Origin of the sequence: Pseudomonas sp. efr-133-TYG-5 (assembly GCF_030209175.1) — a bacterium.
Taxonomy (GTDB): Bacteria; Pseudomonadota; Gammaproteobacteria; order Pseudomonadales; family Pseudomonadaceae; genus Aquipseudomonas.
Genome location: NZ_JARVSM010000003.1, coordinates 56,286 through 71,962 on the forward strand (window position 1 = coordinate 56,286; position 15,677 = coordinate 71,962).

At 65.4% G+C, this 15,677-nt stretch carries 7 protein-coding genes; 2 read left to right on the forward strand and 5 right to left on the reverse strand.

From position 1 onward, the window contains the following. Positions 1-61 precede the first annotated feature (61 nt). Complete coding sequence (locus QRN70_RS14080; RefSeq protein ID WP_285418609.1) at positions 62-760, reverse strand: glutathione S-transferase family protein; 699 nt, start codon at positions 758-760, stop codon at positions 62-64. A 247-nt stretch (positions 761-1,007) separates the two neighbouring features. Here QRN70_RS14080 and QRN70_RS14085 point away from each other — a divergent pair, with 247 nt between their 5' ends. Then, entirely contained in the window at positions 1,008-1,682 is a 675-nt protein-coding gene (locus QRN70_RS14085; protein WP_285418610.1) for a histidine phosphatase family protein, read from the forward strand. A gap of 24 nt (positions 1,683-1,706) precedes the next feature. On the opposite strand, the gene mnmH is transcribed toward QRN70_RS14085, so the two are convergent. From mnmH to QRN70_RS14100, 3 genes are all read right to left on the reverse strand, one after another. Further along, the gene (gene mnmH, locus QRN70_RS14090) at positions 1,707-2,810 is read right to left on the reverse strand and encodes a tRNA 2-selenouridine(34) synthase MnmH (RefSeq protein ID WP_285418611.1); all 1,104 of its coding nucleotides are present in this window, start codon (positions 2,808-2,810) and stop codon (positions 1,707-1,709) included. After that, positions 2,810-3,844 carry a selenide, water dikinase SelD gene (gene selD / locus QRN70_RS14095; RefSeq protein WP_285418612.1) on the reverse strand — a complete coding sequence of 345 codons (1,035 nt, stop codon included), beginning with the start codon at positions 3,842-3,844 and terminating at the stop codon, positions 2,810-2,812. Before selD ends, mnmH begins: the two co-directional genes overlap by 1 nt. 111 nt (positions 3,845-3,955) lie before the next feature. Next, positions 3,956-4,330, reverse strand: a complete 375-nt coding sequence (locus QRN70_RS14100) for a nuclear transport factor 2 family protein (protein WP_285418613.1) — start codon at positions 4,328-4,330, stop codon at positions 3,956-3,958. A gap of 200 nt (positions 4,331-4,530) precedes the next feature. Between QRN70_RS14100 and QRN70_RS14105 the strand changes: the two genes are divergently transcribed. Next, positions 4,531-4,764, forward strand: a complete 234-nt coding sequence (locus tag QRN70_RS14105; protein ID WP_285418614.1) for a DUF6124 family protein — start codon at positions 4,531-4,533, stop codon at positions 4,762-4,764. 65 nt (positions 4,765-4,829) lie between these two features. Here QRN70_RS14105 and QRN70_RS14110 read toward each other — a convergent pair whose 3' ends face one another. Then, on the reverse strand, positions 4,830-15,347 hold the full coding sequence (locus tag QRN70_RS14110) for an autotransporter-associated beta strand repeat-containing protein (protein WP_285418615.1): 10,518 nt from the start codon (positions 15,345-15,347) through the stop codon (positions 4,830-4,832). Positions 15,348-15,677: the final 330 nt, after the last annotated feature.

Sequence of the window (15,677 nt, forward strand, 5' to 3'; positions counted from 1 at the left end):
AACAGAGGGGTTAGCTGACACCACGCAATCGCGAGCAGGCTCGCTCCCGCAGGAGGTAGCGTCAGGAAGGAATGGTCAAGCCGCGCACAACCGCCGGCCGCGCCAGGAAGCGCTCGAGCACCCGCGTGACATTGGGGAAATCCTTGATCCCGACCAGATCGCCGGCCTCGTAGAAACCGATCAGGTTGCGCACCCACGGGAAGGTCGCGATGTCGGCGATGGTATAGCGCTCGCCCATGATCCAGTCGCGACCTTCGAGGCGACCGTTGAGCACCTTGAGCAGGCGCTTGCTTTCATCGACGTAACGGTCGCGCGGACGCTTGTCTTCGTAATCCTTGCCGGCAAATTTGTTGAAGAAGCCGAGTTGGCCGAACATTGGTCCGATTCCGCCCATCTGGAACATCAGCCACTGGATCGTCTCGTAGCGCAGCGCGCCTTCCTGAGCGAGCAACTGGCCGCTCTTGTCGGCGAGGTAGATCAGGATCGCCCCGGACTCGAACAACGGCAGCGGTTGATCCTCCGGGCCATGCGGGTCGAGGATCGCCGGGATCTTGTTGTTCGGGTTCAGCGAGAGAAACTCCGGCGACACCTGGTCGTTGGTGTCGAAGCCCACACGGTGCGGCTCGTAGGGCAGGCCGATCTCCTCGAGCATGATCGAGACCTTGACGCCGTTGGGCGTCGGCAGGGAATAGAGCTGAATCCAGTCAGGGTACTGCGCCGGCCATTTCTGGGTGATCGGGAACGCGGACAGATCGGTCATGGGAAGCATCCAGTCACAAATTTGAACGCTGATCATAATGCAGCCGACGCCGGCGTCTACACGAAACGTAACATCCACGCCGTAACGTCACGCCTTGCCCGGATCGAACCAAACGGGCCTCAGAGGACTCTGAGCTATGCCATTTGCAAAGGAAGCCACATCACGACAGGGAATACACCCGGCGCTGGGAGCGCGCGGTGTCAAGGTTTGTCAGCCTTAACCGAACACGCTGAAGAACTTTTATTCCATGACGAACCTGTCTAGATTCGCCAAACGCTTCAAACATCGCGCTTACGTGGCCCTGCCCTCCCTGCTGGCGACCAGCGCGCTGTTCCTCTCACTCGAGTCCAGCGAAAGCCGCGCGCAACCGGTCGATGGCACGCAGACCCTGGTGTTTCTGCGTCACGCCGAGAAGCCCGAAGGCGGCCTCGGCCAGCTCAACTGCCAGGGCCTGAACCGCGCCATCGACCTGTCGACGCTGTTGCCGGAGAAATTCGGCAAGGCCGACTACGTCTTCGCTGCCAATCCGACGCGCAATGTCGAAGAAGGCGAACTGGACAACTCCTACAGCTATATTCGCCCGCTGATGACCATCAGCCCTGCCGCGATCAAGCTCGGTCTGCCGGTGAACATCGAGTTCTCCGCCAACGACACCAGCGACCTGGCCCGCGAGCTGACTGCCGACAAGTATCACAACTCGACCATCTATACCGCGTGGTCGCACGGCTACCTGCCGGAGCTGATCAACAAGGTCGCGGGCAAGGCCGTTGGCGAGAAACAGACCATCACCGATGACTGGGCGTCCGGCGACTACGACTCGCTGTATGTGCTGACCCTGACCTGGCACAACGGCAAGGCCAGCCTGCAGAGCCACAGCTACAAACAGGGACTGGACAACGGCAAGGCGACCTGCCCGACCTGATGGCCGGTGCGGCCTGAGGCAGCGTCAGCGCGGTTGCCCGGCGCGCTGGCGCAGGTATTCGAGCACCGCCCCCTGCTCCCCGGCGAACTCGATCCGCGCGCCCTTCTTCTCGCGCTGGAATGCATACATCGGATCGTAGTACTCGCGCAGCAGGCCTTCGATCCAGCCGCGGTGCAGGTCCACGGCGCCGCTGCGGCCCTGCTCGGCCAACGCCTGCTCCATCAGCGTCAACAGGCGTCGATGGCGCTCGCCGCCCAGGCGCTTCTGCACATTGTTCAGGCTCGCCAGCAGGCGTGCGCAGAACAGCGCAAAGCCTTGCTCGCCATGCACGGCGGTGAATTCGCCGGCCAGGTCCACCACGTAATCGCGCAGGATGCGCTGCACACGGTGGTCGAAGCTGTCCTCCAGCCAGACCATCGGGTACTGCTGCATGCCCTGATACAGCGGCAACGGCAACGCGCAACTGCCGACCACGCGGCTCTCGTCTTCCAGCACGAACTGCTGGATGCCGGCAGCGCGTTTTTTCAGCACGTCAATGGCCAGACGGTTCTCGAAGTCGATGTTCGACGGCTGGCCGGTGGCGCGTTTGCCGAAGCTGGAGCCCCGGTGATTGGCGTGCCCTTCCAGATCCAGACTGTTGCGCAACTGCACCAGCGCTTCGGTCTTGCCGGTGCCGGTCATGCCGCCGAGCAGCACGAAGTCGCACTGCTGCACCGCCTCGGCGAGGGTCTCGATCAGAAAATTGCGCATCGCCTTGTAGCCGCCGCCGATGCGTGGGTAGTCGATCCCGGCTTCGTCACGCAGCCACTGCTGCGTGATCTGCGAGCGCAGACCGCCACGAAAGCAATAGAGAAAACCGTCAGGATGGGCCCGGGCAAAATCGGCCCAGGCCTGAATGCGCTCGGCCTTGACCGCGCCGGACACCAGTTGATGCCCCAGTTCGATGGCAGCCTGCTGACCATGTTGCTTGTAGCAGGTGCCGATGCGCTGGCGCTCGATGTCGTTCATCAGCGGCAGGTTGACCACCCCGGGGAAGGCGCCCTTGTGAAACTCGACGGGCGCGCGGGCATCCATCAGCGGCCGGTCGTTGAGGAAAATGTCGCGGTAATCGGTGAAATCGGCGGACATCAAATCACCTCGACCGCGTTGCTCTGTCGCTCGACCAGTTCACCGATCGGCGCCAGTTCCAGGCCCAGTTCCGCCGCCACGGCGAGGAATTCGGCGTTGCCCTCGGGCGTCACGGCGATCAGCAGGCCGCCGCTGGTCTGTGGGTCGCACAGCACGCGCTTGTGCAGCTCCTGCAGGCGGCCGAGCTTGCTGGCATAGCTGTCGAAGTTGCGCAGGGTGCCGCCGGGCACGCAGCCTTGTTCGAGGTAATACTCGACGCTTGCCAGGCGCGGCACGCGGTCGTACTCGATGCGCGCGGTGAGGTGGCTGCCGTCTGCCATTTCCACCAGGTGGCCGAGCAGGCCGAAACCGGTGACGTCGGTCATCGCGGTGACGCCGGCGAGTTTGCCGAAGCGGCTGCCGGGCTTGTTCAGCGTGCACATCCAGTCGCGGGCCAGCCCGACATCGGCGGCGCGCAGCTTGCCCTTCTTCTCGGCGGTGGTGAGGATGCCGATGCCCAGCGGTTTGGTCAGGTACAGCAGGCAACCGGCCGTGGCGGTGTCGTTGCGCTTCATGTGGCGTTTTTCCACCAGGCCGGTGACAGCGAGGCCGAAGATCGGCTCCGGAGCATCGATCGAGTGCCCACCGGCCAGCGGGATCCCCGCCGCATCACATACCGCACGCCCGCCCCGAATCACTTCCCGCGCCACCTCCGGCGCCAGCACATTGACCGGCCAGCCAAGGATGGCGATGGCCATCAGCGGGTCGCCGCCCATGGCATAGATGTCGCTGATCGCGTTGGTGGCGGCGATCCGGCCGAAATCGAACGGGTCATCGACAATCGGCATGAAGAAGTCGGTGGTCGAGACCACGCCGCGCTCGGCATCGATCTCGTACACCGCCGCGTCATCGCGCGAGGCATTGCCGACCCACAGTTTCGGATCGAGGTTCTGCGCCCCGCTGCCGGCCAGGATCACTTCCAGTACCTGCGGGGAAATCTTGCAGCCGCAGCCGGCGCCGTGGCTGTATTGGGTCAGACGGATGGGCTCGCTCATGAAGGCAGTCTCTTGGCAGGGAATGGGGCGAATTCTAGCAGAGGGGTAACGCCCTGCGGTTTCAGCAATGACGCCCGTTGAACACACCTGACAGTGCCGGCGATCACTCCGTCAGTCGTCGCCGGCCCGCGCGCAGTAGGTGCCCTGATGAAACACCATGCGCCACTCGCCGTGCTCCAGGCGCCACAGCGAACTGCGCCAACTGTCTGCCGCCACTGGCCGGTCTGCGGCGACGTTGTGACAGTGGTACGTCACCAGCGCCGAATTTTCCGACGACCACTTGAGATTGAACTGACTCACGATGCGCTGTGTAAAAGGCGCTTTCGGCAACGCCTCGAGGATGTCGGACTTGTCCCACACACCACCGCTGGCACCAAACTCGAGAAAATCGTCGGCCAGCAGCCGCGCCAGCTCGGCCGGGGCCTGGCGCACGGCGCGGGACAACAGGCGCTGTTCCAGTTGCAGCAGGTGTTGCGACAGATCCATGGTGCGCTCCCGAGTGAAGCAAAGGCACGAAACCAGCCCCTGAAAACGGCTGCGACAGCGGTCGCCCAGGGCTACATCGCGCAGCGTGATTGCCTACAAAACCACCGGAATCCCCCGGCTTGTGGGCCCGGCGGCCCGTGCTTATGGTGGGGCCCGTCGCTTCCCCCGTTGGCCCCCTCTCCTGCACAAGGGTATCAATCATGTTCAAGCCAGGCCTCAATGCCCCCAGTACCATGTTCATCGTCGCCCCCGGCGTCGACACCGAATCCCTGCTGGCCAACGCCTGCGAATCGCTGGCCTCGGCCAAGGTGATGCTCAGCGACTTCGCCGCGCAACTGGAGGATCCCTACCGCAACACCCTGCTCGGTATCACGCAGATCGTCATGCTCGGCGAACTGGCGGTGCACCGCGCGCTGGACAATGTCGACCCCTGAGCCGGGGCTTTTGCTCCCGGCAAAAAAAACCGCCCTTGCGGGCGGCTAAAGCGCTTCGACCATGATCAGAAGCTCTGGCTGAAGCTGATGGTCATCGCGTGATCGTTGTTGTCGCTGGAGACCTGCCCCGAGTAGCCGATGCCGAACTTGCCGGTCGGGGTGACCTGGAAGTCCACACCGGCCTCGAGCAACGCGCTGTCCTTGGCAATCGGCACGCCCTGGGTACTGAACGAGGCGCCGCCGTCGATGAAGGTCAGGTCGGCGTCGGGTTTGGTATCGCCGTAGGCATGCCGCCAGCCGATGGCCGCGCGCGGCGTGAGCTGGCTGCCGTTGGCCAGGGTCATCAATTTGCCGACGCGCACCCCCAGCGTCGAGTAAGTGATCTCCTGATCGGCATCCGCCTTCAAGCGGCCCACGCCGCCTTTTTCCTTGGCGGTATCGCTGTCGTAGTTGACGTAGGCCAGACCGGCGAACGGTTCCACGGCCACCCCGGCGGCGTTGAAGGTGTAGCCGACTTCACCGAACACCTGCGCGCTGCGGGCGTCGTAATCGGCCTTCAGGCGATCGTTGTAGGCACCGACGCTGACGTCGCGCTTGGTCTCGATGCTGTGCCAGCTGTAGGCCGCGCCGAGGCGTACCGCCAGGGCGTCGAACTGCGAGTTCAGGTATCCGGCCAGATGGTAGCTGTCGACCTTGGCATCCGAGTTGCGGTCGTGCGCATTGAGATTGCTGCGGGTGTAACCGGCGGCCATGCCGACGCGCCATTGATTGTCGAGCTGCTTGTCGGTACCGAGCATGAAGCCACCGAGGCTGCGGTCGATCTTGGCGCTGTTGCTGTCGCCGTCCATGTCGCCCCATGCGCCGAGCGCGCGAGCCCAACCGACCATTTCGCCATGGCAGCCATTGCTGCTCAGCTGGGTGTCGCTCGGTGCCAGGGCCCGGCGCGGATCGTCCGCGGCGCTGCACGATGGCTGACGCATACGGTCGTTCACCGCCTCGCGCACGAAGCGCGAATCCTCGAGGATCGCACTGGCGGTGCTGGCGTGGATTTCCCCGGACAGGCTGTCGAAGGCATTGCGCGCACCGGCAACGCTGAGGTTGACGATTTCGTTCTGCAAAGCCGCCCCGGCCGGGCCGTTGCGGGTCAGGGCCGACGCGGTGCTGGCCTGGTTGCCCGTGGCCGCGACATCGGCGAACGAGTTGTCGTTGCGACTGACCACCAGGTTCACCGCGTTGGCGTCGTACACCAGCGTCGAGTCGAGGAACGCGTACTGCGGCAGATCGGCGGCGCTGAAGGTGCCGGTCACGCCGCCACCGGCGGTAATCAGCGAGTACACGGTGTTACCGGTGAACGGCGCCAGCGAGTTGACCTGCAAGCCGCCGCCCAGGGCCGCCGTGCCGCCGACCATCAGTGGCGTGGCGGTCGGCGAGCTGACTGTCAGGGCCAGGACACCGTCGGCGGCGTTGGTCAGGTTACCGGCGACACTCAGGTTGCCGGCCTCGGCCCCCGATTGCACCACACCATGGTTGACCACCGAGCCGACGCTGCCATTACCGCTCAGCCCGGCGCCGTTGGCCACGGTGACTTGCCCGCCGAGGGAGGCCCGGCCGGCGCGACTGCCGACTTGCAGCACGCCCTGATCGACCGACACGGTGCCGCTGAACGGTTGATCGCCGGTCAACAGCAGCGTCCCCGCGCCACGTTTGGCGGTTGCGCCAAGACCGCGCAGCACACCGTTGAACTGACCATTGACGTTCTGCTGGAACACCAGCGACGCGTTGTTGAGAATGTTGCCTTGCAGGCTGCTGGTGTCACCGATCAACGTGCCGCCGCTGACGGTGGTACCGCCGCTGTAAGTGTTGGCGCCGCTCAGGATCAGCGTGCCGGAATCGAGTTTCTCGATACCGCCGGTGCCCACCAGCGGCGCCGAGATTTCTGCGCTCGCTCCGGCATTGACCCGCACGGGCGCCAGACTGCCATCCGCGCCATTCACCGGGGTCAGCGTTCCGCCAGCCCCTGGAACCAGGCTGTAACCACTCACCAGGAATTGCAGGCCGGTGAAGCGTTGGTTGCCAAGCACGGTGACCGTCCCGCCCTGCCCACCGAATACCGCGAACTGCCCGTTGGCAGCCAGCGCCTGGGTGCCGGTCGGATCGGTCCAGTTGGTGCCTGGCCCCCATACGCCGCTGCCGCCGCCAATGCTGCCGTCCGGATTGGTGGTGCCGCCATTCCAGAACTGCACCTCACCGGGCGTGCCCTGCACCAGCAGGTTGATCTGGTTGGCGATGGCGGTTTGCAGCGTCAGGTTGGCCGCCGACACCGGCAGGCTGCCGTAGACCAGACCGTTGTCGGTCAACGCGCCGCCGTAGCTGAACAACTGGTAGACCCCGGTGCCGAAGCCGCCGGCGTTGCTGATGTTCAGCGTACCGTCGAGTGTCAGGTTGCCGGCGACGTTGACCACCGTAGTGGAGCTGGTCGCGGCGCCGAGGCTGAAGTCCAGGTTGGTTCCCGAGGACAATGCCAGTGCGCCGACCGACAGCGGTGTGGCACCGCTGCCGCCGAGCAGCGTCGCACCATCGGCCAGCTGCACGGCACCGCCGAACTGGCCGCTGCCCGCGATCTTCGCCCCGCTGGCGACCGCGACATTGGCGCTATTGAGCACGCCGTCGACGCGCAAGGTACCGGCCTGCACCGTGGTGTTGCCGGTGAAGCCGTTGTTGCCGGCCAGCAGCAATTGCCCGGTGCCGGTCTTGTCCAGGCTGCCGTTGCCGGTGAGGTTACCGGTGTAGCTGCCGTCGCTGTTCTGCTCGAAGGTCAGCGCCGCGTTGTTGACGATCGCCCCTTGCAGGCTGCTGGTGTCGCCCCGCGTGCTGCCGCCGTTGAGCGTGGTGCCGCCGCTGTAGGTGTTGGCACCGCTGAGCACGAGGTCGCCAGTGCCGTTTTTCACCAGGCTGCCGGTGCCCGTGACGGCGCCGATCAGCGTGGTGTCCTGAGTGCCGGCCAGGGTCAGTTGCGCGCCAAGATTGATCGCGTTGGCCAGTTGCAGCGCCGCGCTGCTGTCCAGGCTGGCGTTGCCGAGCACGCTCAGTGCACCGCTACCGATGGCGCTGTTGTTGCCGAGGACCAGCGCCCCGCCGCTGAGTTGAGTGCCGCCGCTGTAGGTGTTGCTGCCGTTGAGGGTCAGGCTCGCAGCGCCGGTCTTGAGCAGACTGCCGGTGCCGCTGACCACGCCATCGAGCGTCAGGGCTTGGCTGCCGGCAACGTTCAGCGCGCCGTTGAGCAGCACGTCGTTGCCCAGGCTGACGGCCGCGTTGCTGTCCAGCGCGGTGCCGTCGGCGGCGGTCAGTACCCCGGTGCCCAGCGCAGCGTCGTTGCCGACCACGATCTTGCCGCCATTGAGCGCGGTACCGCCGGTGTAACCGTTGGCCGCATTGAGCACCAGGGTGCCGGTGTCGTACTTGCCGAGGGTGCCGGCGCCGTTGAGCGCGACATCCAGCGTCGCGGTGGCGTTCGGATCGACCCGCACCGACGCATTGCCGAGGGCACCGTTGACCAGGTTCAGCGAACCCGCGCTGCCGTTCTGCAGGTTGTAGCCATCGGTGACGAACTGCAGGCCGGTGACCGTCTGCGCACCATTGACCGTGACCGTGCCGGCCGCGCCCTGGAACACCGCGAAGTTGTTGGTCCAGGCCTGATTGGTGGTGCCGTTGACGTCGGTCCAGTTGGTGCTGCCGGTGCCCCAGGTACCGCTGCCGCCCTCCACGGCACCGTTGGCCACCAATTGGTTGCCGTCCCAGAACTGCACGGTGACACCCGGTGCGGTAACCAGCAGATTGACCTGGTTGGCCAGCGCGGTCTGCAGTTGCAGATCGCCCGGGGTGACGCTGCCCGGCACCGCGCCGATCAGCATGCCGTTGTCGGTCAGGCCGCCGGTGTAGTTGATCAGGCGATACACGCCGCTGCCGAAGCCGCCGATGTCGCTGACGTTGAGGGTGCCGTCGAGGGTCAGGTTGCCGCCGACATTGACCAGCGCATTGCCGCCACCGGCGACCGGGGCGCCGAGGCCGACATCGAAGTTAGCGTTGCCGTCGAACACCAGCGAGTCCACAGACAGCGTGCTGCCGGTCACGCCCGCCAGGTGCCCGCCATCGGCCACGGTCACGGCACCGGTCAAGGTGCCGCTGCCACCCAGCGTGCCGCCGTTGTTGACCAGCACATTGGCGCTGGCCAGCGAGCCGTTGACCTGCAGGGTGCCGGCATTGACGTTGGTGTCACCGGTGAGGTCGCTGATGCCGCTGAGGGTCAGCGTGCCGCTGCCGATTTTGCTCAGCCCGCCGGCACCGCTGAGGACGCCGGCGAAGGTGCTGCTGAGGTTGTTGCCACCCAGGCTCAGGGTGTTGCCGGTGCCGATCAGCGCGGTGCCGCTGCCGGTGAGGCTGGCGAGGCTGCCCGAAGCGCCGAGGTTCAGCGCCGCGCCGCCACCGAGATTGACCGTGGCATTGTTGCCCAGCGCCGTGCCGCTGAGGGCGGTCAGGCTGCCCGCCAGCACGTCGAAAGTGCCGCTGAACGTGTTGTTGCCGGACAGCGTGACGTCGGCCAGACCGTTTTTGCTCAGAGTGCCCGCGCCGGCAATGACGCCGCCGAGGGTCAGGTTGTTGTTGCCGGCCAGACTGAGGTTGGCATTGACGTTGACGTCGTTGGCCAGCACCAGCGGCGCGCTGTTGTCGAGGCTGGAAGCGCCCGCCACGGTCAGTGCGCCGCTACCCAGGGCAGAACCGGTGCCGAGGGTCAGCGTACCGGCGTTCAGCGTGGTACCGCCGGTGTAGGTGTTGATGCCGTTGAGGGTCAGGTTCGACGCGCCGTTCTTGATCAGACCGCCGGCGCCGCTGACCACACCGCTGAGCGCGGCGTCACTGTTGCCGGTATTGGTCAGATTGGCGTTGAGCACCACGTTGTTACCCAGCGACACCGAGGTGTTGCTGTCCAGCGCCGAGGCACCGGCCACGGTCAGATTGCCCAGACCGAGTGCGCCGTTGCTGCCGGCGGTCAGGGTGCCGGCGTTGAGGGTGACGCCGCCGAGGAAGTTGTTGGCCCCGCTCAGGATCAGGTTGGCCGCGCCATTCTTGGTCAGGCTGCCGGCGCCATTGATCGCGCCGCTCAGTGTCAGATCGTTGCTGCCGACAACACCAAGGTTGCCCGCCAGATTGATCGCGTTACCCGCCGTGAAGGCGCCGCTGGCATCCAATGTGGTGCCGTTCGCCGCGTTCAGTGTGGCCGAGCCCAGCGCGCTGTTCGACGCCAGAATCAATCCGCCGGCATTCAGCGCCACCGGGCCGAGGAAGGCATTGTTGCCGCCGAGGGTCAGGTTCGCTGCGCCATTCTTGATCAGGCCCCCGGTGCCGCCAATTGTCCCGTTGAGGGTCAGCGCATTGCTGCCGACCACGGTCAGGTTACCGTTGAGCGTCGCGGCGTTGCCGAGAGTCACGGCGGTGTTGCTGTCCAGTTGCGTACCGGCATTGGCGATCAGCGCGCCGCTGCCCAGCGCGGTGTTGCTGCCGACGACGATGGTGCCGCCATCCAGTTGCGTGCCACCGCTGTAGCTGTTGTTGCCGTTGAGTACCAGGGTGCCGGCATCGAGTTTGTTGAGGATGCCGCTGCCGTTAATGTCCACGCCGACCGTGGCAGTCACGCCCGGATCGACCCGCATCGCCGTGGTGCCACCGCTGCCGTTGACGGCAGTCAGCAACCCTGACGAACCGTTGACCACGTTGTAGCCATCGGTGAGAAATTGCATTCCGGTAAACAGTTGCGTGCCGTTGACCGACACCGTGCCGGCCGTGCCCTGGAACACCGCAAAATCGCCGGCCCAAGTCTGGTTCAGCGTGCCGTTGGAATTGGTCCAGTTGGTGCCACCGGCATTCCAGGTGCCGCTGCCACCATCCACCGTGCCGTTCGGGATGGTCTGGCTGCCGTCCCAGAAACGCAGGTTGGTGTTCGGTGCCGACACCACCAGGTTGATCTGATTGCCAAGGCTCTGCACGAGGATGTCGCCGAGGCCGTAACCCACCGGCACGCCGGCCACGGTCAAGCCGTTGTCGGTCAGTGCGCCGGTGTAGTTGAACAAGCGATAGACACCCACGCCGAAGCCGCCGGCATCAGTGACATTGAGGTTGCCGTCGAGGGTCAGGTTGCCGCCGATGTTCATCAGCGAGGTGGTCGATGGCGTCGCGAGGTTCGCGTCGACATTGCTGTTGGCGGCCAGCACCAGTGACCCGGCAGACAGCGTGTTGCCCGACGACAGCGCCAGATGACCGCCGTTGTTGATGTTCACCGTGCCGAGCGCCGAGCCGGTCCCGGTCAGGGTACCGCCGGTGTTGACGTTGACCTGGGCACTGGCCAGCGAACCGCTGAGGTTCAGACTGCCGCCGTTGATCGCCGTGTTGCCGGTGATGCCGTTGATCCCGGTGAGATTCAGCGTCCCGGTGCCGACTTTGGTCAAGCCGCCGCTACCGCCGAGGTCGCCGTCGAAGGTGCTGGTACTGCTGACCCCGCCCACGGTCAATGTGTTGCCGCCGCCGATCTGCACGCTGCCGCTGCCGCTCAGGCCGTTGAGGCTGGCGTTGCTGCCGAGGTTGAGGCTGGCGCCGGCGCTGACATTGGCCCCGGAGGTATTGCCCAGCGCCCCGCTGCTCAGGGTAGTGACGCTGCCGGCGGCGATGTTCAGCGCACCGGTGAAGGTGTTGGTGCCGCTGAGCGCCAAGTCATCCAGACCGGTTTTGGTCAGGCTGCCTGCACCGTCGATCACGCCGCTGAGAGTCAGGCCGTTGTTGCCCGCCAGGGTCAGCCCGGCATCGAGAGTGATGTTGTTACCGAGGGTGAAGGCACTGCTGTTGTCCAACGTTGCGGCGCCACCGACGGTGAGCGTGCCGCTGCCCAAGGCGCCGGGTGCGCCGACGGTCAGGGTGCCGGCGTTGAGGGTGGTGCCGCCGCTGAAGGTGTTGGTGCCGTTGACGGTCAGGTTGGCGCTGCCGTTCTTGACCAGTTGGCCGGTGCCACTGAGCACGCCGCCGAGGGTCAGGTTCTGCGTACCGCCCACGCTCAGCGCTGCGTTCAGCACGACCGCGTTGGCCAGGCTGACCAGCGGCGAACTGCTGTCGAGGGTTGCCGCACCGCCAACGGTCAAGGCGCCGGTGCCGAGCGCCGAACTGTTGCCGACGGTCAGGGTGCCGGCATTCAGGGTGGTGCCGCCGACGTAGGTGTTGCTGCCGTTGAGGCTCAAGTTGGCCGCGCCGTTTTTCACCAGGCTGCCGGCACCGGCGGCGGTTCCGCTGAGGGTCAGATCCGCGCTGCCGCCGACATTGAGCGCCCCGGCGAGGTTAACCTGATTGCCCAGAGTGACGGCGGTATTGGTATCCAGCGTGGTGCCCGCCGCGGCGTTCAAGGCGCCGCTGCCGATCGCGGTATTGCTGCCGACAATCAGCTTGCCGGCGTTCAGCGCGGTGTTGCCGAAGTAGGTGTTGGCGCCGTTGAGGGTCAGGTCGGCGGCGCCGTTCTTGACCAGGCCACCGATGCCGGCGACCACGCCGCCGAGGGTCAGTGCGTTGCTGCCGCCCACAGTCAGAGCGCCGCCGAGGTTGACGTTGTTGGCCAGGCTGACGGCGCTGCTGGCATCCAGCGTGGTGCCGTTCGAAGCGTTCAGTGTGCCCGTGCCGAGGGCGGTGTTGGCGCCGACGATCAGCGAACCGGCGTTCAGTGCCGTAGTGCCGGTGTAGGTGTTATTGCCATTGAGGGTCAGGCTGGAGGCGCCGGTCTTGATCAATCCGTTGGCGCCGCTGATCACACCGCCCAGGGTCAGCGCGTTGGCGCCGCCAGTGGTGAGATTGGCGTTGAGAATCACGTCGTTGTTCAGGGTCACGGCCGAGCTGCTGTTGAGCGTGCTCGCGCCTTCCACCGACAAGGCACCGCTGCCCAACGCCGCGCCGTTGCCGACCGTCAGGCTACCGGCATTCAGCGTGGTGCCACCGCTGTAAGTGTTGCTGCCGTTGAGCGTGAGATTGGCAGCGCCGTTTTTCACCAGTTGGCTGGCGCCACTGATCACGCCGCCGAGGGTCAGTGCGTTGCTGCCGCCGATGCCCAGGCTGTTGTTGAGGATGAGGCTGTTGTTCAGCGTCACCGCCGCGTTGCTGTCGAGGGTCGCCACACCACCGACGGTGATGTTGCCGCTGCCGAGCGCCGCATTGGCGCCGGCGGTGATAGTGCCGGCGTTTAGCGCGACGGGGCCGAGAAAGGTATTGGCGCCGTTGAGAATCAGGTTGGCCGCGCCGTTCTTGGTCAGTCCGCCGCTGCCGCTGACGATGCCACCGAGGGTCAGGTTGGCGCTGCCGCCGATGTTCAGATTACCGCCGAGCGCGACCGCGTTGGTCAGCGCCACGGCGGTACTGGCATCGAGCGTGCTGCCCGCCGCCGTGGTCAACGCGCCAGTGCCCAGCGCGGTGTTGCTGCCGACAATCAGCGTGCCGGCATTGAGCGCGGTACCGCCGGAGAAGGTGTTGTTGCCGCTCAGGCTCAGGTTTGCGGTGCCGTTCTTGATCAGGCTGCCGGCGCCGCTGACCACACCGCTCAGGCCCAGTGCCTGGGTGCCGCCGATAGTCAGCCCGCCTGCCAGTGCGACGGCATTGGCCAGGGTCACCGCGGTGGTCGCATCCAGTGTGGTGCCGGCCGCTGCGTTCAACGCGCCAGTGCCCAGCGCAGTGTTGCTGCCGACGAACAGACTGCCGGCATTGAGCGCCGTGGTGCCGGAATTGGTGTTGTTGCCGGTCAGGGTCAGGCTGGCAGTGCCGGACTTGGTGATGCCGCCGGTGCCGGACAGCACGCCGCCCAGGGTCAGGGCATTGCTGCCGAGCACGTTCAACGCACCGGTGATGCCGACGTTGTTGGCCAGGGTCACGTTGCCAGTGCTGTCGAGGCTGGTGCCGTTGCCGGTGTTGAGTACACCTGTACCCAGTGCGTTGTTGTTGCCGACGCGCAAGGTGCCGGCGCTGAGACTGGTGATCCCGGTGTAGGTGTTGGTGCCGTTGAGGGTCAGGCTGCCGCTGCCGGTTTTGCTCAGGTTGGCGGCGCCGCTGATGACCCCGCCCAGGGTCAACGCCCCGGTGCCGGTTGCAGTCAGGGTGCTGTTGAGCGTGATCGCGTTAGCCAGCGAAATCGGCGTCGCCGCCGAGATGCTCGAAGAGCCGCCAACAGTGATGCCGCCGGAGCTGAACGCCTGGTTGTTGCCCACCTGCACCACACCGCCATTGAGCACGGTGTTGCCGGTGTAAGTGTTGATACCGTTGAGGTTGAGCTGACCGCTGCCGATCTTGGTCAGGCCGCCGCTGCCGGAGATCACGCCGTTCAGGGCCGTGCCGTTGATGCCCTGCAGGGTCAGGCCGCTGGCGCCCAGATTGATCTGGTTGGCCAGCGTCAAACCGGCATTGCTGGCCTGCAGAATCCCGCCGTTGGACGTCAGCACACCGCTGCCGAACGCCGCGTTGTCGTTGAACTGGGCAACACCGCCGTTGAGCGTGGTGGCGCCGCTGACCAATGGCCCCTGCAAGGTCCAGGTGCCGCTGTTGAGGGTCAGGTTGTTGAAGTTGACGTAGGTCGCGCTGGACGCCGTGCCGCTTCCGGAGGTGCCGCCGCCGAGGCCGATCGGGTTTTGCAGGATCAGCGTGTTGGTACCCGCCGCACCGCCATCGATCGTCCCGGTCGGGGCAAAGGTCAGGTTGATGCCGATCAGGCCACCGAGGCCGACGGAGACTTGCACACCGTCGCCGACGTTAACGCTGGAACCGGTGATCGCATAGAACGTGTTGGTGCTGCCCGCCCCCATCGACACACCGCCGGTGATGTTGCCGGCGTTGGTGAACGTGTTGCCCGCCACTGACGTCTCGAACGCAATCCGGCCGTTGATGGTGCCGCTGGCACTGTTGGTCATGTTGACTTGCGAACCGCCATATACCCCGACCACCGGGGTATCGGCCAGCGTGATGCCGCCTACCGACAGCCCGGTGGAGGTGATGATGCCGTCGTTGGTGATGGTCGTGGTGCCCGACACCGAGTTGTTCACCGCAATCCCCAGACCGTCGATGCTGGTCAGATTGAGACCGAGCAACATGCCGGTGCCGCGAATGATCCCGGTGGCGTTGTTGACGACGTTCACCGTGCTGGTCGCGCCGCTGCCGATGAACGCACCGCCACTGAGGATCGAGACCAGGCCCAGCAAGGCCGGGTCGAGGGTGCCGGAGTTGTTCAGGTTGATGTTGGCCCCGGTCAGGTTGAGCACTTTGCCACCCAGGGTCGCGTTCATCTGTGCACCGTTGGTGACGTTGACCGTCAATCCGCTGGTGGCACTGCTGTAGTCATTGAGAAACAGCGGCAGCGTCGGGACGCCCGAACAGGTAATCGTCGAACCGGCCGCCGAGCAGGTGGCGAGCGCCTGCTCGCTGAACCCACCGAACAGCAGTCCGGCAACGCTCAGGTGCACGGCAAGGGAAAGAGGGGAAAAACGCGAGACGAGGGCAATACCAGACCTTGCTTCCACGGGCTACTCCTTGTCGTGGCCAAATTCTTCCTTGAAGGCGTGCAACGCGGCGCGGGTTTCACACGCGGATCAAGACAGCGACGGTCATCACACAACCGTGTCATTGCTGAAACACGCTAGCCGACGCCCCGCGATGGAGCATTGGTCAAATGGCATTAATACTTTGGTGTTAGAGGTTTCTGGAATAAGCGCCGCAGCGGCGCCCGCCCCCGTATTTGCGGGCGCTGGCCGCAAGTGGGCGAGCCAGAGGGGTTCGCTCGCCCAGGACAAAAAAATGTCGGGTGCCATGTAAAGCCACCCTGATCCGCGGTTTTCCGGAGGACATGACCG

Coding starts and splice junctions, on each gene's coding strand:
- QRN70_RS14080 (WP_285418609.1), bottom strand. CDS start 760: ATGACCGATCTGTCCGCGTTCCCGATCACCCAGAAATGGCCGGCGCAG.
- QRN70_RS14085 (WP_285418610.1), top strand. CDS start 1,008: ATGACGAACCTGTCTAGATTCGCCAAACGCTTCAAACATCGCGCTTAC.
- mnmH (WP_285418611.1), bottom strand. CDS start 2,810: ATGTCCGCCGATTTCACCGATTACCGCGACATTTTCCTCAACGACCGG.
- selD (WP_285418612.1), bottom strand. CDS start 3,844: ATGAGCGAGCCCATCCGTCTGACCCAATACAGCCACGGCGCCGGCTGC.
- QRN70_RS14100 (WP_285418613.1), bottom strand. CDS start 4,330: ATGGATCTGTCGCAACACCTGCTGCAACTGGAACAGCGCCTGTTGTCC.
- QRN70_RS14105 (WP_285418614.1), top strand. CDS start 4,531: ATGTTCAAGCCAGGCCTCAATGCCCCCAGTACCATGTTCATCGTCGCC.